This is a genomic window from Pseudomonas palmensis (assembly GCF_049942755.1).
GTDB lineage: Bacteria > Pseudomonadota > Gammaproteobacteria > Pseudomonadales > Pseudomonadaceae > Aquipseudomonas > Aquipseudomonas palmensis.
In genome coordinates this window covers 3,397,504-3,419,748 of the sequence record NZ_CP187958.1, presented here as the reverse complement: position 1 = coordinate 3,419,748, position 22,245 = coordinate 3,397,504, and the positions used below count along the sequence as shown (strand labels likewise).

Here is a 22,245-nt window from a genome sequence, read left to right as displayed (position 1 = left end):
CAATGCTGGCCTATGCTTGTAGAAGCATCTGTGTGCGGGATACAGGAGGTTGGTGCCATGACCCTGAAATCCAGAAAGTGCGCTGCCCTGTTGGCCATCACTGCCGTGCTCGGGGTGTACGGGGCAGCGGCGTATCGGGTCGAGCTGCTGCGCCAGCAACCCTATGCGGCGTCCAGCTGCAGCTCCGCCCACTGCCTGCCCCATGCCGGCACCCTGAGCGTGGTCAGGTAGCCAGCGAAGGTTCACGACGACGAAAGTCGCGGGGCGAAAGGCCGGTCATGCGCCGGAAGAAGCGCGAGAAGTATGCCGGGTCGGCAAAACCCAGGCTGTCAGCCAACTGGTTGATCGTGAGGCTGGTGTAGATCAGGTCGCGCTTGGCTTCCAGCACGATGCGCTGGTGCACGATCTGCAGCGCCGACTGCCCGGCCAATGCCCGGCACAAGGTATTGAGCGTTGCCACCGACACCCCCACCTGATGCGCCAGCTGCTCCACGCTCGGCTGCTGGCGAAACTGCTGCTCCACCAGCCCGTTGAAACGCTGCAGATACTCGCGCCCACGTTCCGGCACCTGGGCACCGGCACTGCGGCGCAACTGTTGGCGGCTGATCCACACCACCATCAGGTTGATCAGCGAATGCAGCTGCAACTCGCGCCCGGGCAGGTCCTGCTGGTACTCGGCCTGCAGGGTGCTGAACAGGCTGTTGAGGTAATCGGCGTCGGCCCCGGCCAGGTAACTGGCGCCGCGCTGCAGGGCGGCTGGCACGCCCGTCAGTTGCCGCTGCAGCAACTCCACCAGCGGCGCCGCCAGGGTCACCACATAACCGTCGACGTCTTCGGAAAAACGAAAGCCGTGCACGCACAGCGCCGGCACCACCTGGATCGCCGCCTGCTCCAGGCGACACACCTGCCCCTCCAGCTCGATCTCGGCCTGGCCCCTGTACAGAAACAGCAGCTGCCACAGGTCGGCATGCCGGTGCGGCTCGATCTCCCACTGGTGCAGGCGGCTGCGCGCCGGGATCGACTCGCTGTGCAGCAGGTCGGGCGTCGGCCAGCCCAGCGTCTCGCCGTACAGCTTGAATACCGGAATCGACACCCTGCTCATCACACCCTCGCTTCCCGACCACTGTCCGATAAACGCACCTATTAGCGAAAAGTACCGCTTTGTGCTCGGTTTGTCCCTTCAGAAGGCCAGCCGGCAAGCGAAAAATGCAGGTACTCCAATCATAAAAAGTCCAACAATCATGAAAACCCAAGTCGCGATCATCGGTGCGGGCCCGTCCGGCCTGCTGCTCGGCCAGTTGCTGCACAACGCCGGCATCTCCAACGTCATCCTCGAACGCCAGGGCCCCGACTATGTACTGGGGCGTATCCGCGCCGGCGTGCTCGAACAGGGCATGGTCGAGCTGCTGCGCGAAGCCGGGGTCGGTCAGCGCATGGACGCCGAAGGGCTACCCCATGCAGGCTTCGAGCTGGCCTTCGACGGGCGCCGCGAGCACATCGACCTCAAGGGCCTGACCGGCGGCCAGGGCGTGATGATCTACGGCCAGACCGAAGTCACCCGCGACCTGATGGCCGCGCGCGCCGACAGCGGTGCGACCACGGTCTACCACGCCGAGAACGTGCGCCCGCACGACATGAAGACTGGGCAGCCCTACGTCACCTACGAAAAGGACGGCCAGCAGCATCGCCTGGACTGCGACTACATTGCCGGCTGCGACGGTTATCACGGGGTGGCACGCCAGTCGATTCCAAGCGAGGCGCTGCAGGTGTTCGAGCGGGTCTACCCGTTCGGCTGGCTGGGCATCCTGGCCGACACCCCGCCGGTCAGCGACGAGCTGGTGTACGCGCGCCACGAACGCGGCTTCGCCCTGTGCAGCATGCGCTCGCCCACCCGCACCCGCTATTACGTGCAGGTGTCGGCCGAAGAGAAGGTCGAGGACTGGTCGGATGAGCGCTTCTGGGAGGAACTCAAGTCGCGCCTGCCCGACGAGTTGGCCGAGCGCCTGGTCACCGGCCCGTCGATCGAGAAAAGCATCGCCCCGCTGCGCAGCTTCGTGGTGGAGCCGATGCAGTACGGGCGCCTGTTCCTGGTCGGCGACGCCGCGCACATCGTGCCGCCCACCGGGGCCAAGGGCCTGAACCTGGCCGCCAGCGATGTCAGCACGCTGTACAACATCCTGCGCAAGGTCTACGCCGAAGGCCGCACCGACCTGCTGGAACGCTACTCGGCGATCTGCCTGCGGCGCATCTGGAAGGCCGAACGTTTCTCATGGTGGATGACCTCGATGCTGCACCGCTTCCCCGACAGTGACGCCTTCAGCCAGCGTATCCAGCACACCGAGCTGGACTACTTCGTGGGCTCCGAGGCCGGGCGCAGGACCCTGGCAGAAAACTACGTGGGCCTGCCCTACGAGCCCATCGAAGACGCTTAGCAGGCTATCGAGTACACTGGGTAGCACCCGGTCCCACTTGCCCAGAGCTGCCTCGTGACGCAATTGAACACTCCGCAACCCGCCCTGCGCAGCGTGCTCGTCGCGCTGATGCTGGCGATCTTCCTCGGCGCGCTGGACCAGACCATCGTCGCGGTCTCGATGCCGGCGATCTCCGCGCAATTCAACGACGTGACCCTGCTGGCCTGGGTGATTTCCGGCTACATGGTGGCCATGACCGTGGCGGTGCCGATCTACGGCAAGCTCGGCGATCTGTACGGCCGACGGCGCATGATCCTGACCGGTACCGGGCTTTTCACCCTGGCCTCGCTGTTCTGCGCGCTGGCACAGAACATGGAGCAACTGGTGCTGGCGCGGGTACTGCAGGGCATCGGCGCGGGCGGCATGGTGTCGGTCAGCCAGGCGATCATCGGCGACTTCGTGCCGCCCCGCGAGCGCGGTCGCTACCAGGGTTATTTCAGCAGCATGTATGCCCTGGCCAGCGTCGCCGGCCCGGTGCTGGGCGGGCTGCTGACCGAGTACCTGTCGTGGCGCTGGGTGTTCTGGCTGAACCTGCCGCTGGGGCTGACCGCCTGGTGGGTCACCGAGCGTACCCTGCGCGGGCTGGCCACGCCGCAACGCAAGGCGCAGGTGGACTACCCCGGCGCGGTGCTGTTGATCTTGGGCCTGACGGCCCTGCTGCTGGGCATCACCCTGATCGGCCAGGGCCAGCCCATCGGGTCCGGCCCGGTTGCCGGCCTGCTGCTGGCAGCCCTGTTCGGGCTGGGCGTATTCGTGCTGCACGAACGCCGCGCCGTCGAGCCACTGCTGCCGTTGCAGCTGTTCGGCAACCGGGTGGCAGTGCTGTGCTGGTGCACGATCTTCTTCACCAGTTTTCAGGCCATCTCGCTGACCATGCTGATGCCGCTGCGCTTTCAGAGCATCACCGGGGCGGGCGCCGACAGCGCCGCCCTGCACCTGCTGCCCCTGGCCATGGGCCTGCCGATCGGCGCCTATTGCGGCGGCCGCCTGACCAGCCTGACCGGGCGCTACAAGCCGCAGATTCTGGGCGGTGCACTGTTGATGCCGGTGGCGATCATCGGCATGGCCCTGAGCCCGATCGACGGCGTGCTGCTCAGTGGCGCGTTCATGCTGCTGACCGGCATCGCCTCGGGCCTGCAGTTCCCCACCTCGCTGGTGGCAACCCAGAGCGCAGTGGAGCCGCGGGACATCGGCGTGGCGACCAGCACCACCAACCTGTTCCGCTCGCTGGGCGGGGCGATGGGCGTGGCCTGCATGTCGGCACTGCTGCTCAGCCTGCTGCACGACAGCGGCTTCAGCCTGGCCGGCGAGGCGTTGATCGGCAGCCTCAAGGACGGCCAGGCCAGTGCGGCGGTGCAGGCGCAGTTGCTGCAGACCTTTCGCAACCTGTTGCTGGGTAGCGCCGCCGTCTCCCTGCTGGGATTGTCGGCGGCGCTGGCATTGCCCAACCGCGAGCTGCGCGGCCGGCAGTAGTCAGTTGCGCCGCTGCGCCCAGGCCACCGCCAGGCCGCTCAGGCAAATGACCGCAATGCCGACCACGCCGTAGGCGTCCGGGGTGTGATTGAAAATGAGGTAGCCGTACAGGCCGGCGAACAGGATCTGCCCGTAGCTGAAGGGCGCCAGCATGGCCGGCGCGGCATGCCGGAAGGCCTGGGTCAGCAGCATGTGCCCGAGCATCCCGCAGGTGCCCAGGCCGATCATGAACAGGCCATGCCCCAGGGTCGGCATGCTCCAGAAGAATGGCACCAGCGCGGTCATGATCAGGCTGTTGAAGATGCCGGTGAGAAAGTTGCTGGTGGTCGGGCTGTCGATGCCGCTGAGCTTGCGCGTGAGCAACTGGTAGCAGCCGAAGCAGAAGGCCGAACACAACGGCAGCAGGATTGCGGGGGTGAACAGCGCCCCGCCCGGGCGCACCACGATCAGCACGCCGACAAACCCGGCCAGCACCGCCAGCCACTGGGCGCGGCTGACCCGTTCACCCAGCAGCGGTACCGACAATGCGGTTACCAGCAGGGGCGCGAGGAAGTTCACGGCGGTGGCTTCGGCCAGGGGGATGTAACGCAGGCCGGTGGTGAAGAACAGGCTGGTGCCGATCAGGCACAGCGCCCTGGCCAGTTGCAGGCCGGGGCGGCGTGTACGCACCACCGCCGAGAAGCCGCTGCGCGGCACGAACACCACCAGCATCAGCAGGGTGTGCACCACATAGCGTGCCCACACCACCATGACGATGGCATAGAAGCCGGAAAGGTATTTGGACAGGGCATCGTGGCTGGCGAACAACAGCACCGCCATGCACATCAGGGCGATTGCCTTGAGCGGCTGCTCGGCACCTTTGAGGGTCGGGTTGTGCGCACTCATGCCAGGGCTCTATGAAAAGTTGATGGTCCTTGGGGGCAGACTACCCGGTCACCGACTACCGTTCCAAGCAGCGCCGGTGTTTTTTGTTGACCGGGCACGGGGCACGACAGGGAAACGTCCTATGCCAACCTTCACAAATGCTCACAAATGCTCAATTGCGCAGCGACGGGCTCAAGCGCAGCATATCCAGCCCGGTATCCACCCACCGCTCGGCATCCCCGGCAATATCGAAACTGTCCGGCAGCAGCAGCCAGCTGCCAATGATGCCGTCGATGTAAGCGAATATTGCAATAGCGGCACGCTGCGGGTCCATGTCCGCAGGCAATTGCCCACGCCTGACTGCATTGGTCAACGTCAGCGCTATACGCTCGTAGCAGTCGCGGGTCGTGGCCTGGCGCTGCTGACGGATCTCACACATGTCATCGGTGAATTCACACTTATGATGCAGGATCTCATTGATGCGCCGGGTACGCGGCTCGTGCAGCATCTGCTGCATCAGTTGAATCAGCAACTTGCGCATGCAGCCCAGCGGGTCCGGCTCGTCTTCGCTCTCGCCGGCCTGGGCCAGCGCCTCGATCGGCTCACGCAGGCTGTCGAGCAGGGCCTGCACCAGTTCGCCCTTGTCCTGAAAGTGCCAGTAGATGGCACCCCGGGTCACCCCGGCCAGCTTGGCGATATCCGCCAGGGTGGTACGCGCCACCCCACGGGCATGGAAAGCTTTTTCGGCGGCCTCGAGTATCTGTTGGCGGGTTTCCTGAGCTTCCTCTTTGGTGCGACGGACCATGGCAGTACAACCTCATCAAGGAGCCGGACGCGCGCTGCGGGCGTCCGGGTTCTGAGCCGGTATGGCCACTGTCGGGCCCTCTACCGGGTGTCTTAATCAAGCCTGTGGTCACCTCGACAAGGTGCGCCACGGGTATTTACAAACAAGCATGAATGTAAGTATATTCCTTAGCATCCTACTTATCCACCCGGAATTAATTTTCCCTTCATCCCGTTTCCATTACTCTTGAGCGTCTTCAGCTCTTTCGACCCGAGGATCTTCATGCAATTCAAGCCAGCTGTTTCCGCTCTGGTTTCCGCCGTCGCCCTGGCAACACTGCTCAGCGGCTGTAAAAAGGAAGAAGCGGCGCCTGCGGCGCAAGCTCCTCAGGTCGGCGTCGTGACCCTCCAATCCCAGGCCTATACCCTGACTTCCGACCTGCCGGGGCGCACCATCGCCTACCGCGTGGCCGAAGTGCGTCCACAGGTCAACGGCATCATTCTCAAGCGTCTGTTCAAGGAAGGCAGCGAGGTCAAGGAAGGCCAGCAGCTGTACCAGATCGACCCGTCGGTGTACGAGGCGACCCTGGCCAGCGCCCAGGCCAACCTGCAATCGACCCGCTCGCTGTCGGACCGCTACAAGCAACTGGTGGCCGAGCAGGCGGTGAGCCGTCAGGAATACGACGACGCACAAGCCAAACGTTTGCAGGCTGAAGCCTCGCTGCGCAGCGCACAGATCGACCTGCGCTACACCAAGGTGCTGGCGCCACTGAGCGGCCGTATCGGACGCTCGATGTTCACCGAAGGTGCGCTGGTCAACAACGGCCAGGCCGATGCCATGGCGGTGATCCAGCAGCTGGACCCGATCTACGTCGACGTCACCCAGTCTTCGGCCGAGCTGCTCAAGCTGCGCCGCGAGCTCGAAAGCGGGCAACTGCAGAAGGCCGGGGCCAACGCCGCCAAGGTCTCGCTGAACCTGGAAGACGGCACCACCTACACCCACGAAGGCCGCCTGGAGTTCTCCGAAGTCTCGGTCGACCAGACCACCGGCTCGGTAACCCTGCGCGCCGTGTTCCCCAACCCCGAGCACAACCTGCTGCCAGGGATGTTCGTGCATGCACGCCTGGCCGCCGGCGTGAATGCCAACGCGATCCTCGCCCCGCAACAAGGCGTGACCCGTGACCTCAAGGGCCAGCCCACCGCGTTGATCGTGGACAAGGACAACAAGGTCGAACTGCGCCAGCTCAAGGCCAGCCGTACCGTTGGCAGCGACTGGCTGATCGAGGAAGGCCTGAAGCCGGGCGACCGCCTGATCACCGAAGGCCTGCAGTTCGTCAAGCCGGGTATCGAGGTCAAGGTCAGCGAAGCCACCAACGTCAAGCCTGCCCAACCGTCCCAGGCCAATGCAGCGTCAGCAGGGGCCAAAGGGGAATAAACCATGTCGAGATTCTTTATCGATCGCCCCATCTTTGCCTGGGTAATCGCCCTGGTGATCATGCTGGTCGGGGCCTTGTCGATCGTCAAGTTGCCGATCAACCAGTACCCGAGCATCGCGCCGCCGGCCATCGCCATCGCCGTGACCTACCCGGGCGCCTCGGCGCAGACCGTGCAGGACACCGTGGTCCAGGTGATCGAGCAGCAGCTCAACGGTATCGACAACCTGCGTTATGTGCAGTCCGAGAGCAACTCGGACGGCAGCATGACCATTACCGCCACCTTCGAGCAGGGTACCAACCCTGATACCGCGCAGGTCCAGGTGCAGAACAAGCTGAACCTGGCCACCCCGCTGTTGCCGCAAGAAGTGCAGCAGCAGGGTATCCGCGTGACCAAGGCAGTGAAGAACTTCCTGCTGGTGATCGGCCTGGTGTCCGAAGACGGCAGCATGACCAAGGACGACCTGTCGAACTACATCGTCTCCAACATGCAGGACCCGATCTCGCGTACCGCCGGTGTGGGTGACTTCCAGGTGTTCGGTGCCCAGTACGCCATGCGTATCTGGCTCGATCCGGCCAAGCTGAACAAGTTCCAGCTGACCCCGGTGGACGTCAAGACCGCCGTGGCCGCGCAGAACGTGCAGGTGTCCTCCGGTCAGCTGGGCGGCCTGCCTGCCCTGCCCGGCACGCAGCTCAACGCCACCATCATCGGCAAGACCCGCCTGCAGACCGCCGAGCAGTTCGAGAAGATCCTGCTCAAGGTCAACCGCGACGGTTCCCAGGTCCGCCTGGGCGATGTCGCCGACGTCAGCCTGGGGGGCGAGAACTACAGCGTCAGCGCACAGTTCAATGGCAAGCCGGCCTCCGGCCTTGCGATCAAGCTGGCAACCGGGGCCAACGCCCTGGACACCGCCAAGGCACTGCGCAACACCATCGCCGAGCTGGAGCCGTTCTTCCCGCCTGGCATGAAGGCGGTGTTCCCGTATGACACCACGCCTGTGGTCACCGAATCGATCAGTGGGGTGATCCACACCCTGATCGAGGCGATCGTGCTGGTGTTCCTGGTGATGTACCTGTTCCTGCAGAACTTCCGCGCCACCGTGATCACCACCATGACCGTACCGGTGGTATTGCTCGGCACCTTCGGCATCCTTGCCGCAGCAGGCTTCAGCATCAACACCCTGACCATGTTCGCCATGGTCCTGGCCATCGGCCTGCTGGTGGACGACGCCATCGTGGTGGTGGAAAACGTCGAGCGGGTGATGTCCGAAGAGGGGTTGTCACCCAAGGAGGCGACCAAGAAGTCCATGGGCCAGATCCAGGGTGCCCTGGTCGGTATCGCCCTGGTACTGTCGGCGGTACTGCTGCCGATGGCGTTCTTCGGCGGCTCCACGGGCGTGATCTACCGGCAGTTCTCGATCACCATCGTGTCGGCCATGGGCCTGTCGGTGCTGGTCGCGCTGATCTTCACCCCGGCGCTGTGCGCCACCATGCTCAAGCCGGTCAAGAAAGGCGAGCACCATACCGCCAAGCGTGGCTTCTTCGGCTGGTTCAACCGCAACTTCGACCGCAGCGTGCAGAGCTACGAGCGCGGCGTGGGCAACATCCTGCGTCACAAGGCCCCGTACTTCCTGGCCTACATCCTGATCGTGGTGGGCATGGTGTGGCTGTTCATGCGTATCCCTACCGCGTTCCTGCCCGAGGAAGACCAGGGCGTACTGTTCGCCCAGGTGCAGACCCCGGCCGGTTCCAGTGCCGAGCGCACCCAGGCGGTGGTCGACGAAATGCGCGCCTACCTGCTGGACAAGGAGTCCGACACAGTGGCCTCGGTGTTCACCGTGAACGGCTTCAACTTCGCCGGCCGCGGCCAGAGCTCGGGCATGGCCTTCATCATGCTCAAGCCGTGGGGTGAACGTTCTGCCGAAAACAGCGTGTTCAACCTGGCAACCCGTGCCCAACAGCACTTCTTCAGCTTCCGCGACGCGATGGTGTTCGCCTTCGCCCCGCCGGCCGTACTGGAGCTGGGTAACGCCACCGGTTTCGACGTGTTCCTGCAGGACCGCGCCGGCGTCGGCCACGACAAGCTGATGGAAGCGCGCAACCAGTTCCTGGGCATGGCCGCGCAGAGCAAGATCCTCACCCAGGTACGTCCGAACGGCCTGAACGATGAGCCGCAATACCAGCTGACCATCGACGACGAACGCGCCAGTGCCCTGGGCGTGACCATCGCCGATATCAACAACACCCTGTCGATCGCCCTGGGTGCCAGCTATGTGAACGACTTCATCGACCGTGGTCGGGTCAAGAAGGTCTACCTGCAAGGCACTGCCGATTCGCGCATGAGCCCTGAAGACCTGCAGAAGTGGTACGTGCGCAACGCCGCCGGCGAGATGGTGCCGTTCTCTTCCTTCGCCAGCGGCGAGTGGAGCTACGGTGCACCCAAGCTGTCGCGTTACAACGGTGTCGAGGCAATGGAAGTACTCGGTGCGCCAGCCCCTGGCTACAGTACCGGTGAGGCCATGGCCGAGGTCGAGCGCCTGGCTGCACAACTGCCAGCCGGTGTCGGCTTCGCCTGGACCGGCATGTCGTACGAAGAGAAGCTGTCGGGCTCGCAGATGCCGGCACTGTTCGCGCTGTCGCTGCTGATGGTGTTCCTGTGCCTGGCGGCACTGTACGAGAGCTGGTCGATCCCGATCGCGGTGGTGCTGGTGGTGCCGCTGGGTATCATCGGTGCGCTGATGGCGGCCAGCATGCGCGGGCTGTCCAACGACGTGTACTTCCTGGTGGGGCTGCTGACCACCATCGGCCTGGCGGCGAAGAACGCGATCCTGATCGTCGAGTTCGCCAAGGAACTGCACGAGCAGGGCCGCAGCCTGGTCGATGCGGCGATCGAGGCGTGCCGCATGCGTCTGCGTCCGATCATCATGACCTCGCTGGCGTTCATCCTGGGCGTGGTGCCGCTGACCATCGCCACCGGCGCAGGCTCCGGCAGCCAGCACGCCATCGGTACCGGTGTGATCGGCGGCATGATCACCGCAACGGTACTGGCGATCTTCTGGGTACCACTGTTCTTCGTAAGCGTGTCGTCGCTGTTCGGTAGCAAGAAGCCCGAAGAAGAGGACGCCAAACCTGAAACCCCACGCTATGAGGCCGGGCAATGAGTAAGTCCCTGTTGTCCCTGGCAGTCACCGCCTTCATTCTCGGTGGCTGCTCGCTGATCCCTGATTACCAGACCCCCGAGTCGCCGGTGGCGGCCCAGTGGCCGCAAGGGCCGGCCTACTCGCCGACCCAGTCGGCCGACGTGGCTGCGGCCGAACAGGGCTGGCGCCAGTTCTTCCATGACCCGGCGCTGCAGCAACTGATCCAGACCTCGCTGGTCAACAACCGTGACCTGCGGGTCGCCGCGCTGAACATCGATGCCTACCGGGCGCAGTACCGCATCCAGCGGGCCGACCTGTTCCCGGCGGTCTCGGCCACCGGCAGCGGCAGCCGCCAGCGGGTGCCGGCCAACGTTTCGCAGACCGGCGAGTCGAGCATCAACAGCCAGTACTCGGCCACCCTGGGCGTGAGTGCCTACGAACTCGACCTGTTCGGTCGGGTGCGCAGCCTCAGCGAGCAGGCCCTGGAAACCTACCTGTCGAGTGAACAGGCGCGTCGTTCCACGCAGATCAGCCTGGTGGCCAGCGTGGCCAACGCCTACTTCACCTGGCAGGCCGACAAGGAGCTGCTGACGCTCACCGAAGACACGCTCAAGACCTACGAGCAGAGCTATGCCCTAACCCGTCGCAGCAGCGAAGTCGGCGTGGCCTCGGCCCTGGACCTGAGCCAGGCGCGCACCTCGGTCGAGGGCGCACGGGTCAAGCTGGCCCAGTACCAGCGCCTGGTGGCGCAGGACCTGAACAGCCTGGCCGTGCTGGTCGGCACCGGCGTGCCGGCGAACCTGCCCAACGGCATGAAACTCGACAGCGACCTGCTGGCCGACGTGCCGGCCGGCCTGCCATCGGACGTGCTGCAGCGTCGTCCCGACATCCAGGAGGCCGAGCACCTGCTCAAGGCCGCCAACGCCAACATCGGCGCGGCGCGCGCAGCGTTCTTCCCGAGCATCAGCCTGACCGCCAACGCCGGGACCCTGAGCCCCGACATGGGCGGGCTGTTCAAGGGAGGCTCGGGCACCTGGCTGTTCCAGCCGCAGATCAACCTGCCTATCTTCAACGCCGGCAGCCTGCGTGCGAGCCTGGACTACTCGAAGATCCAGAAGGACATCAACGTCGCCAAGTACGAAAAGACCATCCAGACTGCCTTCCAGGAAGTCTCCGATGGGCTGGCGGCGCGTCAGACCTTCAACGAGCAGTTGCAGGCCCAGCGTGATCTGGTTGAAGCCAACCAGGACTACTACCGCCTGGCCGAGCGTCGCTACCGTATCGGTATCGACAGCAACCTGACGTTCCTGGATGCCCAGCGCAACCTGTTCAGTGCCCAACAGGCCCTGATCAGCGACCGGCTGTCGCAGCTGGTCAGCGAGGTCAACCTGTACAAGGCCCTGGGTGGCGGCTGGTACGAGCGCACCGGTGATGCCCGCCAGCAAGCGTCGATCGAGTCGCCCAAGGGTTGATTCGATAGCGTGGCGACACAACAGCCCACCCTTCGCGGTGGGCTTTTTTGTGCATGCAAGCCTGCCCCCACCAAAAGTAACCAGACAGTTAGTGTTCGGTTATCGCCCAATTCCGCCTGTAACGAATTGATTCCCTCCTGCCTGCCACAGCACCATCCATCCGCCATCGCCCCAACATAAAAACAAGAGACGCCCTAACGATGAACACTTTCCAGCCCGCACGTCACCTGTTCCCCGGCCTGCTTGCCATAAGCTGCGCCCTGCCCGCCCTGGCCGACGAAGGGGGCTTTGTCGAAGACGCCAAGGTTGGCCTCAACCTGCGCAACTTCTACATCAACCGCAACTTCGTCGACCCGGCCAACCCCCAGGGCAAGGGCGAGGAATGGACCCAGAGTTTCATCCTCGACGCCAAGTCCGGCTTCACCCAGGGCACCGTCGGCTTCGGCGTCGACGTGCTGGGCCTGTACTCGGTCAAGCTCGACGGCGGCAAGGGTACCGCCGGCACGCACCTGTTGCCGGTACACGATGACGGCCGCCCGGCCGATGACTTCGGACGCCTGGGCGTGGCGCTCAAGGCCAAGGTCTCGAAGACCGAGCTGAAGGTCGGCGAATGGATGCCGGTACTGCCGATCCTGCGTTCGGACGACGGCCGCTCGCTGCCGCAGACCTTTCGCGGCGGCCAGCTGACCTCCCAGGAAATCGACGGCCTGACCCTGTATGCCGGGCAATTTCGCGGCAACAGCCCGCGCAACGACGCGAGCATGGACGACATGTCCATGAACGGCCGCGCCGGTATCACCTCCGACCGCTTCAACTTTGCCGGTGGCGAGTACACCTTCAACGACAAGCGCACCCTGGTCGGGGTGTGGAACGCCCAGCTCAAGGACATCTACAACCAGCAATACATCAACCTGGTGCACAGCCAGCCGCTGGGCGACTGGACCCTGGGCGCCAACCTGGGCTACTTCATCGGCAAGGAAGACGGCGCCGAGCGTGCCGGCAAGCTCGACAACCGCACCGCCTCGGCACTGCTTTCGGCACGCTATGGCAGCAACACCTTCTACGTGGGGCTGCAGAAGGTCAGCGGTGACGACCTGTGGATGCGGGTCAACGGCACCAGTGGCGGCACCCTGGCCAACGACAGCTACAACGCCAGCTTCGACAATGCCAAGGAGCGCTCCTGGCAGCTGCGTCACGACTTCAACTTCGCCGGGCTTGGCGTGCCGGGGCTGACCCTGATGAACCGCTACATCAAGGGCGACAACGTGCACACCGCCGTGGTCAGCGACGGCAAGGAATGGGCGCGGGAATCGGAGCTGGCGTACGTGATCCAGTCCGGCAGCCTGAAGAACCTGTCGTTCAAATGGCGCAACTCGACCATGCGCCGCGACTTCAGCACCAACGCATTCGACGAGAACCGCCTGATCGTCAGCTACCCGATCAGCTTTCTCTGAACCCCTTCGCCGGCAAAGCCGGCTCCTACAGGCCCGCGCTACCCTTGTAGGAGCCGGCCTTGCCGGCGAATAGGTATGTTCAGACACTACAAACTCATTACCCCTTCAGCGTGCGGCTACGCTGCCCCTGCACCCCCACCGGCACATCCCCCTGCAGCGTCACCCGGCGCACCACGCGCCCCTGGGTACCGTAGTCATCCACCGCATAATGCTGGGTCGCGCGGTTGTCCCAGATCGCCACGTCCCCGGCCTGCCAGCGCCAGCGCACGGTGTTCTCCAGGCGCGTCACATGGCTCTGCAGCAGGTTGAACAGGTGATCCGAATCGGCCTTCGAATAGCCCTTGATGCGCTTCACGAAATGCCCCAGCAGCAGGTGCTTCTCACCGCTCACCGGGTGCACCCGCACCACCGGATGCTCGGTCTCGTACACTGTCGAAGTGAACACCTTGCGGTAGTTCTCCAACTGCTCGAGGCTCACGTTCGGCTTGGTCGCGGCATAGTCGTACTCGTTGCTGTGCACCGCCCACAACTGCTCGGCCAGCGCCTGCAAGGCCGGTGACAGGTCATCGTACGCGCTGGCGGTATTGGCCCACACCGTATCGCCCCCCGACGCCGGCGCCACCACCGAACGCAGGATCGACGCCTTGGGGTACGCCTCGACGAAGGTCACGTCGGTGTGCCAGGAGTTGGCCCGACGCCCTTGCCCGCCATCGAGTTCCAGCAGGTAGCGGGTGCCGTCGCGCACCGGCACGGTCGGGTGCGCGATGGGCTCGCCCAGCAGGTGCGCGAAGGCTTCCTGGGTCTGGTCGTCCAGCTGCGTCTGGCCCCTGAAGAAGATCACCTTGTGCTGCACCAGCGCGGCCTGGATCGCCTCCACCACCGCCGGGGCCAGGTCGGCGCCTAGTGTCACCCCACGAATTTCGGCACCGATGCGCCCGGCCACCGGATGAATCTCCAGCGCATGGCTGACAGGTGCTGCGGCAAATGCGGCGTTGCTCATGGTTCGTCCCTCATCGGTTGCGTCACAGTAAGTGCCGATGAAACTCTGGCGCTATCTATATGCAAATAAGCTCTAACAGATATGCAAGTGCTTCATTGACGGAATAAGAGCTTGCATTTAAAACCCAGACTCCCGGGGCGGCAAATACCTTCGCCCTATTTTTGGAATGCCGGAAAAGCATATGGATCTTCGCCAACTGCGCTACTTCATCGCCCTCACCGAACACCGCAGTTTCGTGCGCGCCGCCGACGCCATGGGCATCACCCAGCCCGCCTTCAGCCGCAGTATCCAGGGCCTGGAGCAGGAGTTCGGCTGTGTGCTGGTGGACCGCGCCAACAAGGATCTGCGCCCCACGCCCGAAGGCCAGGTGGTGCTGCAGCACGCCCTGCGCCTGGTGCAGGGCGCGGCGCAGTTGAGCAGCGAGGTGCAGCAGATGACCAAGCTCGATGCCGGCGAGCTGCGCTTTGGCTGCGGCCCCGCGCCAGCGGTGAACCTGGTGCCGCAGGCGGTGGCGCAGTTCATCAACGCCCACCCCAAGGTGCGCACGCATTTCGAGGTTTCAAATTGGGAAAAGCTCAGCCGGGCGCTGAGCCGCGAAGAGATCGAGTTCTTCGTCGCCGACATCCGCCACTTCGAAGCCGACCCCAACTTCCAGACCCTGGCCCTGACCCCGCGCCGCGGCCTGTTCTTCTGCCGCCCCGGGCACCCGCTGCTGGCCAAGGACAGCCTGTCGACCAACGACATGTTCGACTACCCGCTGGCCTGTTCGCTGATTCCGCCGGGGGTGCGCAAGCTGCTGGCCAACCTCAGCGGCAAGACCGACTTTTCGCCGCAGATCCAGAGCGAGCATCAACCCACCCTGCTCAAGATCGTGCTCGGCACCAATGCCATCGGCATCGGCAGCGAAGAGGCCTACGGCGCGGCGGTGCAGGCCGGCGAACTGGTGCGCCTGCACTGGCGCAACCTGCCGGCCAACCTCGACAGCTTCAATGCCCGCTGCGGCATCGTCAGCCGCAGCGGCTACCGCCTGTCCCCTGCGGCGCGGGCGATGATCGAGACCCTGATCAACCTTGACCGCCAGCCTGCGCCACAGGCGCTGGTCGGGTAGCCTGCGGCGCCAGCCACTGGTCGACCTTGAACGGTTTGCGAATCAGGCGCTGCTGCGCGGCGAGGTCCACCGAGGCTTGCAGGCGGGCGAGAAAGTCGGGGTCCAGGGTCGAGTCGAACACCGCGCTCAGGCGCTCCTGGCTGAGGTCACGCTGCAGGATCGCCGGCGGGTAGCTGGCACGCTCCGACACCAGCTGGATGTAGGCGTCCTTGTTGGCATCGTCGGTCAGCCATTGCACCGCCGGCTGCTGCGCGGCGACGAACTTCTCGACCACTGCCGGGTACGCATCGACGAAGGCGCCGGCGGCCACCAGCACCGCCTGCACATTGCCCGCCCCGTCCAGATCGCGGGTATTGAGCGGCAGTTCGGCCAGGCCGCGATCGGCCAGCGCACTGATGCCGGTGGAACCCCAGGTGGCGTCGATCTGCCTGGCCGCCAGGGCGGCGATGGCCGCGCTGAAATCCAGGTTGATGACCTTGAGGTCCTTCTCGCTCAGGCCCTGGCTGGCCAGCGCGGCATCGAACGAAAGCTGCGTGGCGGTGCCACGGAACACCGCCACGCGCTTGCCCTTGAGGTCCTGCAGGGTCTTGATGCCGCTGCCCGGCACCACCCCAAGGTAGTGTTTGACCCCGCGCGCGGTGGCGGCCACCAGGCGGGTGTCGACGCCATTGGCCTTGCCGATGATCGCCGCCAGGTCGCCCAGGTAGGCGAAGTCCACCTGGCCATTGGCGAACGCCTCGTTGATGACCGGCCCCGCACCCTTGAAGTAGTTCCACTGGATGCTGATGCCGTCGGCGGCGAAGGCTTTCTCCAGCAGCTGTTGCTGTTGCAGCACGTCGGTGATGCCACCGCCCGAATGCTGGGTGCCGGCACTCAGGTCGGGCACCGCGATGCGGATCTGCTTGAGCTCGGCGCCCTGCGCCAGTGTCGGCATCCAGCCGATCACGGCGGCCAGTGCGGGGGTGGCGAACAGGCTGAAAACACGATTGATCGACAGGTTCATGGCACACAGCTCCTTGTAATGGTGCGGCCACGCTACCCATAGCGGATGCCAATCTTTAAATACTATTAAATTACATTTTAATAACCAGATTACATATAAGCCCTGTCAGGCCCGGCCCTGCGGGCTATGCATTTCACACAACCAAAATATGCTTCGAATGCATTGGCTGCGCGGCGAGTCAGCGGCTTTAAATGCAGTTCTTATCGCTCAATCGAATGTAATTTCTTCCGCATATACCCATAAGAAATATACAAATAGCGAGGCCTGCATGACCCGTACCGCCCTTTCCTCACTGGCCCCCGCCCCTGGCCTGCCGCGTCTGCGCAGCCTGCCCTGGCAGCGCCTGCAAGCCTGGTATCTGCCCGTGCTGCTGGCGGCGGTGTGGTGGCTGGCCAGCCGCAACCACTGGATGAGCGAGCAGATACTGCCACCACCTGCACTGGTATGGGACAGCGCCGTGGAACTGGGTCGCGGCGAGGTGTGGGCACACCTGGCCATCAGCCTGCAACGCCTGCTGCTGGGGCTGGTGGCCGGGGTCGGGGCCGGTGCGGTGCTCGGCGCCTGGCTGGGCTTCAGCCAGCGCGCCGAACGCCTGGTACTGCCGACTTTCAACGCCCTGGCGCAGATCCCCACGCTGGCCTGGGTGCCACTGTTCATGGTGCTGTTCGGCATCGGCGAAGTGCTCAAGCTGGTGGTGCTGGTCAAGGCGGTGATCGTGCCGGTGACCCTGCACACCCTGGTGGGCGTGCGCGATGCCCAACCGCGCCTGCGCGAAGCGGCGGCGGTACTGCGCCTGCCCACGCACCTGCTGGTTCGCCGGCTGATCCTGCCCGCTGCGCTGCCGGCGTTTCTGGCCGGTGTGCGCCTGGCCCTGGCGGCCGGCTGGACCTCGCTGCTGGCGGTCGAGCTGCTGGCCTCCAGCGAAGGCCTGGGCTACCTGATGGTGTGGGCACGACAACTGTTCATGCTCGACATCGTGTTCGTGTGCATCGCCGTGATCGGCGTGCTCGGGCTGCTGATGGACCGCGGCCTGGGCTGGCTCGACCGGCGCCTGCTGCACTGGCCGCACCCGGCCACCGCACAACTGCGGGTGCGCCCGCTGCTTGGCTGGCAGCGCCTGCATGCCCTGGGCCTGCCGCTGGCGCTGCTGGTGCTGTGGCAACTGGCAAGCCAGTACGGTTGGGTCGATGCGAACATTCTGGTGGCGCCGATGGAGGTGGTGCACAGCACCTGGGCCGGCGTGCTCGACGGCACCTTGAGCGGCGCGCTGGCCGTCAGCGTCGGGCGAGCGCTGGGCGGCCTGCTGCTGGGCGGCAGCCTGGGCTTTGCCTTCGGCCTGTTGCTGGGCCTGTCGCGCCGCGCCGAGAGCCTGCTGGGCCCGAGCCTGGCCGGGCTGCGCCAGATCGCGATCTTCGCTTGGGTGCCGCTGCTGACCGCCTGGTTCGGCCTGGGCGAACTGGCCAAATGGGTATTCGTCGGCCTGGCGGCATTCTTCCCGCTGTTCATCGCCACCCAGCGCGCGGTTGCCAGCCTGCCTGCGCAGCTCGACGAAGCCGCCCGCGTGCTGCGCCTGAGCGGTGCCCAGCGCCTGCGCAGGCTGGTGCTGCCGGGCGCCGCGCCGGGCATCTTCGCCGGGTTGCGGGTCGGCCTGATCTACGCCTGGCTGGGCACCATCGGCGCCGAGTACTTCATGCCGTCCGGCGGCGGCATCGGCAGCCTGATGATCGGCGCCCAGCAACTGCTGCGCATGGACCTGATCATGGCCGGCATGCTGCTGGTCGGCCTCACCGGCGCCCTGCTCGGCGCCGTCGGACAACACATCGAACTGCGCGCCACGCGCTGGAGACGGGCATGAACGCACTCGCTCACCCACGGGTCAGCTTCAACCAGGTCGGCAAGCGCTTCAGCGTGGCCGACGGCGAACTGGAAGCGATCCGCGATTTCAACCTGCAGATCGCCGACGGCGAATTCGTCGCCATCGTCGGCGCCAGCGGCTGCGGCAAGTCCACCCTGCTGCGCCTGCTGGTGGGCCTGGACGCCGAGTACCAGGGGCAGATCCTGATCGACGGCCAGCCGGTGCACGGCATCGGCAGCGAACGCGGCATCGTGTTCCAGGAGCACCGCCTGTTCCCCTGGCTGACGGTGGCCGAGAACATCGACCTGGGCCTGGTCAACGAGGGCCTGGAGCGCACCCGGCGCGCCCGGCGGGTGGCCGACTTCATCAGCCTGGTGGGCCTCGAAGACTTTGCCCAGGCCTACCCGCACCAGCTCTCGGGCGGCATGGCCCAGCGCGTGGCGATTGCCCGCGGGCTGGTAGCCAGCCCGCGCATCCTGCTGCTGGACGAACCCTTCGGCGCCCTCGACGCCCTTACCCGCCAGCAGATGCAGGACGAACTGCTGGCCATTCGCGAACGGGCGCGCATCACTACCCTGCTGGTGACCCACGATGTCGAGGAAGCGATATTCCTGGCCGACCGCGTGGTGGTGCTCGAACCGCGCCCGGGGCGGATCAAGCGCATCGTCGAGGTCGACCTGCCGCACCCGCGCCAGCGCGCCAGCCTGGCGTTCCACCGCCTGCGCGAAACCCTGCTGCACGAGCTGACCCACGATGAGCGCTACCTGCCGCCCGCCGTGGAGCAGATCCGCGACCTGCCCCTGACCTACCTTGCCTGCTGAGTGCCGACCATGAGCCAACGCCCCAACTTCCTGATCATCGTTGCCGACGACCTGGGCTTTTCCGACCTGGGTGCCTTCGGCGGCGAAATTGCCACGCCGCACCTGGATGCCCTGGCCACTGCCGGCCTGCGCCTGACCGACTTCCATACCGCGCCCACCTGCTCGCCGACCCGCTCGATGCTGCTGACCGGTACCGACCACCACATCGCCGGCATCGGCACCATGGCCGAGGCGCTGACCCCGGAGCTGATCGGCAAGCCGGGTTACGAGGGCTACCTCAACGACCGCGTGGTGGCGCTGCCCGAACTGCTGCGCGAGGCCGGCTACCAGACGCTGATGAGCGGCAAGTGGCACCTGGGCCTGAAGGCCGAGCTGGCGCCACATGCGCGTGGCTTCGAACGTTCGTTCGCGCTGCTGCCGGGCGCGGCCAACCACTATGGCTTCGAACCCACCTACGACGAACACACCCCCGGCCTGCTCAAATCGACCCCGGCGCTGTACATCGAGGACGACACCTTCGTCGAAGCGCTACCCGAGGGCTTCTATTCCTCCGACGCCTTCGGCGACAAGTTGCTGCAGTACCTCAAGGAGCGCGACCAGAGCCGGCCGTTCTTCGCCTACCTGCCGTTCTCCGCGCCGCACTGGCCGTTGCAGGCGCCGGCCGAGGTGGTGGCGCGCTACAAGGGTCGCTACGACGCCGGTCCCGAAGTACTGCGCCAGGAGCGCCTGGAAAAACTGCGCGCCCTGGGCCTGATCGGCGCCGAGGTGCAGGCGCACCCGGTGGATGAACAATGGCAGGCGCTGAGCGACGAACAGCGCCAGAGCTCGGCACGCGCCATGGAGGTGTACGCGGCGATGGTCGAGCGCATGGACTGGAACATCGGCCGGGTGCTCGGCTACCTGCGCAACCAGGGCCTGCTGGACAACACCCTGGTGCTGTTCATGTCCGACAACGGTGCCGAGGGCGCGCTGCTCGAAGCCTTCCCCAAGTTCGGCCCGCACCTGGCCAGCTACCTGGACCAGCACTACGACAACAGCCTGGACAACATCGGCCGCGCCAACTCCTACGTGTGGTACGGCCCGCACTGGGCCCAGGCGGCCACCGCACCGTCGCGGCTGTTCAAGGCCTTCACCACCGAGGGCGGCATTCGCGTGCCGGCCCTGCTGCACTACCCGGCACTGGCGCGCCAGGGGCAGATCAGCCATCAGTTCAGCACCGTGATGGACATCACCCCGACCCTGCTGGACCTGGCCGGCATCCGCCACCCGGGCAAACGCTGGCGCGGGCGCGACGTGGCGCCGCTGCGCGGCAAGTCGTGGCTGGGCTACCTGTCGGGCGAGACCGAGCAGGTACACGACGAGCACACCGTCACCGGCTGGGAGCTGTTCGGGCGCCGGGCGATTCGCCAGGGGCACTGGAAGGCGGTGTACATTCCGGGCCCGGTGGGGCCGGCCACCTGGCAGCTGTACGACCTGAGCATCGACCCCGGCGAGGTCCACGACCTGGCGCAGGCGCAGCCGGCAAAGCTGCAGGCCCTGCTCGGCGAATGGCAGAAGTACGTCGAGGAAACCGGGGTGATCCTCAGCCAGTCGCCGTTCCAGCCGGATTAGCCATCAGTGCCAGGCGCGCGGGGTCGAGAATCTCGATCTCGCCGTAGCTCAGGCGCAGCACGCCATCCTGCTCCAGCGCCTTGAGAATCTGGTTGGTGGTCTGGCGCGACAGCGCGAGCATCAGCGCCAGTTGCTCCTGGGACAATTGCAACACCCTCCTGGCCCCCTCTACTTCGCCGTAACCGGCGGCGATCTGCAGCAGCCGGTAGGCCACCCGCGGCGCGGCACTCATCAGGCTCTGCTGCTCCAGCGCGACAAAGGCCAGGCGCAGCTTGTGGCTCATCAGCAAGGCGAATTCACGCCAGTAATGCGGTTGCGCATCCAGCAATTTCACCAGCGCGCCCTGGGGCACCCGCAGCAGGTGGGTGGCACCTTCTGCATAGGCGTCGTGGGTACGTGGCTGGTCGTCGAACAGGCAGATCTCGCCGAACCAGTGCGGGGCCTCGATCAGGGTCAGCACCGCCTCCTTGCCCTGGGCGCTGACCGCACCGATGCGGATGGCGCCATCGAGCACCGCGTACAGTCCGCAAGGCGGGTCGCCGCGCTGGAACAGGCAGGCGCCGGCCTCCAGGCTCACGGGCCGAGCCAGGTGCAGCAGGCTATCCTGCAGGGTAGCGGGCAACTGTTTGAACCAGTGACCCTGGCGCAAGGTTGAAGCGTTCATCGGGGGCCTCGTGGTGACACTGTCGGCTAGCCGACAGACGACGGTGCCTGCGCAGGGCAAGCTCGGGCAATCCTACAGGAGGAACAACAATGAAAAGCCTCGTCGAGCACCTGAGTCAATACGCGGCCTACCACCGCGACCCACGCAACATCGCCACGCACTTCGTGGGTATCCCGCTGATCGTGGTGGCGGTCACGGTGCTGCTGTCGCGTCCGGGCATGGCATTGGGCGGGGTTTGGCTGTCGCCTGCATTGCTGGTGGCGCTGTGGTCGGCGTGGTTCTACCTGCGCCTGGACACCCGCTTCGGGTTGCTGATGAGCGTGTTGCTGGGCTTGTGCCTGTGGGCCGGGCAGGTACTGGCGGTTCAGAGCACGCTGGTGTGGCTGAGTGCGGGGCTGGGGCTGTTCGTAGTGGGCTGGGTGATCCAGTTCGTCGGCCACTATTACGAGGGGCGCAAGCCGGCGTTTGTGGACGACATCAGCGGCCTGATCGTGGGGCCGTTGTTCGTGGTGGCGGAGATGGCGTTCGTGCTGGGGTTGCGCGGGGAGTTGAAGCGGTCGATCGAGGCGAATGCGGGGCCGGTGGGTAGTCGCTCGAAAAAGGCGGCAATCTGAAGGCCCATTCGCCGGCAAGGCCGGCTCCTACAACGGCACGCACACACTGTAGGAGCCAGCCTTGCTGGCGAAGAGGCCCTGAAGATCAGGCGCGGGATTCGACGCCCAGTTCATCCCACACCGACTCCGCCAGGTGGAACGTGGCATTGGCCGCCGGGATCCCGCAATAGATCGCGCTCTGCATCAGCACTTCCTTGATCTCTTCGCGGGTCACGCCGTTGTTCGCCGCTGCCCGCAAGTGCAGCTTCAGCTCTTCATTGCGGTTCATGCCGATCAGCATCGCGATGGTGATCAGGCTGCGGGTATGGCGTGGCAACCCCGGCCGCGTCCAGATATCGCCCCACGCGTGCCGGGTGATCATTTCCTGGAACTCGCCGTTGAACTCGGTGAGGTTGCTCAGGCTGCGGTCCACATGGGCATCGCCCAGTACCGCACGCCGCACCTGCATGCCGGCCTCGTAACGTTCTTTTTCGTCCACA

Annotated in this window: 19 protein-coding genes; 12 read left to right on the top strand and 7 right to left on the bottom strand. The window is 65.3% G+C overall.

The window, feature by feature from the left end:
- Positions 1 to 57: 57 nt before the first annotated feature.
- Positions 58 to 231 (top strand): hypothetical protein, encoded by a 174-nt coding sequence (locus tag ACPRTJ_RS15825; RefSeq protein ID WP_167400210.1) that lies wholly within the window; start codon positions 58 to 60, stop codon positions 229 to 231.
- Here the strand turns inward: ACPRTJ_RS15825 and ACPRTJ_RS15820 are convergent.
- A complete protein-coding gene (locus ACPRTJ_RS15820) occupies positions 224 to 1,102 on the bottom strand; it encodes a helix-turn-helix domain-containing protein (protein ID WP_426427099.1) in 879 nt (292 codons plus the stop codon). The genes ACPRTJ_RS15825 and ACPRTJ_RS15820 overlap by 8 nt on opposite strands.
- A gap of 139 nt (positions 1,103 to 1,241) precedes the next feature.
- Between ACPRTJ_RS15820 and pobA the strand changes: the two genes are divergently transcribed.
- On the top strand, positions 1,242 to 2,432 hold the full coding sequence (gene pobA, locus ACPRTJ_RS15815; RefSeq protein ID WP_426427098.1) for a 4-hydroxybenzoate 3-monooxygenase: 1,191 nt from the start codon (positions 1,242 to 1,244) through the stop codon (positions 2,430 to 2,432).
- Between the two features lie 108 nt (positions 2,433 to 2,540).
- Positions 2,541 to 3,944, top strand: coding sequence for an MDR family MFS transporter (locus tag ACPRTJ_RS15810; protein ID WP_054914927.1), 1,404 nt, complete (start codon positions 2,541 to 2,543; stop codon positions 3,942 to 3,944).
- On the opposite strand, the gene ACPRTJ_RS15805 is transcribed toward ACPRTJ_RS15810, so the two are convergent.
- Entirely contained in the window at positions 3,945 to 4,829 is an 885-nt protein-coding gene (locus ACPRTJ_RS15805; RefSeq protein ID WP_043860769.1) for a DMT family transporter, read from the bottom strand. It lies immediately after the preceding gene.
- 151 nt (positions 4,830 to 4,980) lie between these two features.
- Entirely contained in the window at positions 4,981 to 5,613 is a 633-nt protein-coding gene (locus tag ACPRTJ_RS15800; RefSeq protein ID WP_043860768.1) for a TetR family transcriptional regulator, read from the bottom strand.
- Between the two features lie 261 nt (positions 5,614 to 5,874).
- On the opposite strand from ACPRTJ_RS15800, the gene ACPRTJ_RS15795 reads away from it, so the two are divergent.
- The 4 genes from ACPRTJ_RS15795 to ACPRTJ_RS15780 all read left to right on the top strand — a co-directional run bounded on the left by ACPRTJ_RS15795 (position 5,875) and on the right by ACPRTJ_RS15780 (position 13,090).
- A complete protein-coding gene (locus ACPRTJ_RS15795) occupies positions 5,875 to 7,026 on the top strand; it encodes an efflux RND transporter periplasmic adaptor subunit (protein WP_043860767.1) in 1,152 nt (383 codons plus the stop codon).
- 3 nt (positions 7,027 to 7,029) lie between these two features.
- Positions 7,030 to 10,185, top strand: coding sequence for a multidrug efflux RND transporter permease subunit TtgB (gene ttgB, locus ACPRTJ_RS15790; protein WP_043860766.1), 3,156 nt, complete (start codon positions 7,030 to 7,032; stop codon positions 10,183 to 10,185).
- Positions 10,182 to 11,636: an AdeC/AdeK/OprM family multidrug efflux complex outer membrane factor gene (locus tag ACPRTJ_RS15785; RefSeq protein ID WP_043860765.1), complete on the top strand. Its 1,455-nt coding sequence runs from the start codon at positions 10,182 to 10,184 to the stop codon at positions 11,634 to 11,636. Before ttgB ends, ACPRTJ_RS15785 begins: the two co-directional genes overlap by 4 nt.
- Before the next feature lie 200 nt (positions 11,637 to 11,836).
- Complete coding sequence (locus ACPRTJ_RS15780) at positions 11,837 to 13,090, top strand: OprD family porin (RefSeq protein ID WP_088515516.1); 1,254 nt, start codon at positions 11,837 to 11,839, stop codon at positions 13,088 to 13,090.
- A 97-nt stretch (positions 13,091 to 13,187) separates the two neighbouring features.
- Here ACPRTJ_RS15780 and ACPRTJ_RS15775 read toward each other — a convergent pair whose 3' ends face one another.
- On the bottom strand, positions 13,188 to 14,090 hold the full coding sequence (locus tag ACPRTJ_RS15775) for a TauD/TfdA dioxygenase family protein (protein ID WP_088515517.1): 903 nt from the start codon (positions 14,088 to 14,090) through the stop codon (positions 13,188 to 13,190).
- A gap of 181 nt (positions 14,091 to 14,271) precedes the next feature.
- Here ACPRTJ_RS15775 and ACPRTJ_RS15770 point away from each other — a divergent pair, with 181 nt between their 5' ends.
- A complete protein-coding gene (locus ACPRTJ_RS15770; RefSeq protein WP_043860762.1) occupies positions 14,272 to 15,198 on the top strand; it encodes a LysR family transcriptional regulator in 927 nt (308 codons plus the stop codon).
- On the opposite strand, the gene ACPRTJ_RS15765 is transcribed toward ACPRTJ_RS15770, so the two are convergent.
- Positions 15,155 to 16,201 (bottom strand): ABC transporter substrate-binding protein, encoded by a 1,047-nt coding sequence (locus ACPRTJ_RS15765; RefSeq protein WP_426427097.1) that lies wholly within the window; start codon positions 16,199 to 16,201, stop codon positions 15,155 to 15,157. The two genes, ACPRTJ_RS15770 and ACPRTJ_RS15765, sit on opposite strands and share 44 nt — an antisense overlap.
- Positions 16,202 to 16,469: 268 nt before the next feature.
- Between ACPRTJ_RS15765 and ACPRTJ_RS15760 the strand changes: the two genes are divergently transcribed.
- From ACPRTJ_RS15760 to ACPRTJ_RS15750, 3 genes are read left to right on the top strand one after another with little or no spacing between them, the layout of a single operon-like run.
- A complete protein-coding gene (locus ACPRTJ_RS15760; protein ID WP_426427096.1) occupies positions 16,470 to 18,056 on the top strand; it encodes an ABC transporter permease in 1,587 nt (528 codons plus the stop codon).
- On the top strand, positions 18,053 to 18,877 hold the full coding sequence (locus ACPRTJ_RS15755; protein ID WP_043860759.1) for an ABC transporter ATP-binding protein: 825 nt from the start codon (positions 18,053 to 18,055) through the stop codon (positions 18,875 to 18,877). The genes ACPRTJ_RS15760 and ACPRTJ_RS15755 overlap by 4 nt, the downstream gene beginning before the upstream one ends.
- A gap of 9 nt (positions 18,878 to 18,886) precedes the next feature.
- On the top strand, positions 18,887 to 20,488 hold the full coding sequence (locus ACPRTJ_RS15750; RefSeq protein WP_426427095.1) for an arylsulfatase: 1,602 nt from the start codon (positions 18,887 to 18,889) through the stop codon (positions 20,486 to 20,488).
- Here ACPRTJ_RS15750 and ACPRTJ_RS15745 read toward each other — a convergent pair.
- Positions 20,460 to 21,152: a Crp/Fnr family transcriptional regulator gene (locus ACPRTJ_RS15745; protein ID WP_054914803.1), complete on the bottom strand. Its 693-nt coding sequence runs from the start codon at positions 21,150 to 21,152 to the stop codon at positions 20,460 to 20,462. The two genes, ACPRTJ_RS15750 and ACPRTJ_RS15745, sit on opposite strands and share 29 nt — an antisense overlap.
- Positions 21,153 to 21,241: 89 nt before the next feature.
- On the opposite strand from ACPRTJ_RS15745, the gene ACPRTJ_RS15740 reads away from it, so the two are divergent.
- Complete coding sequence (locus ACPRTJ_RS15740; protein WP_058540907.1) at positions 21,242 to 21,766, top strand: DUF962 domain-containing protein; 525 nt, start codon at positions 21,242 to 21,244, stop codon at positions 21,764 to 21,766.
- Between the two features lie 85 nt (positions 21,767 to 21,851).
- Here ACPRTJ_RS15740 and pcaC read toward each other — a convergent pair whose 3' ends face one another.
- A complete protein-coding gene (gene pcaC, locus ACPRTJ_RS15735; RefSeq protein WP_043860755.1) occupies positions 21,852 to 22,244 on the bottom strand; it encodes a 4-carboxymuconolactone decarboxylase in 393 nt (130 codons plus the stop codon).
- Position 22,245: the final 1 nt, after the last annotated feature.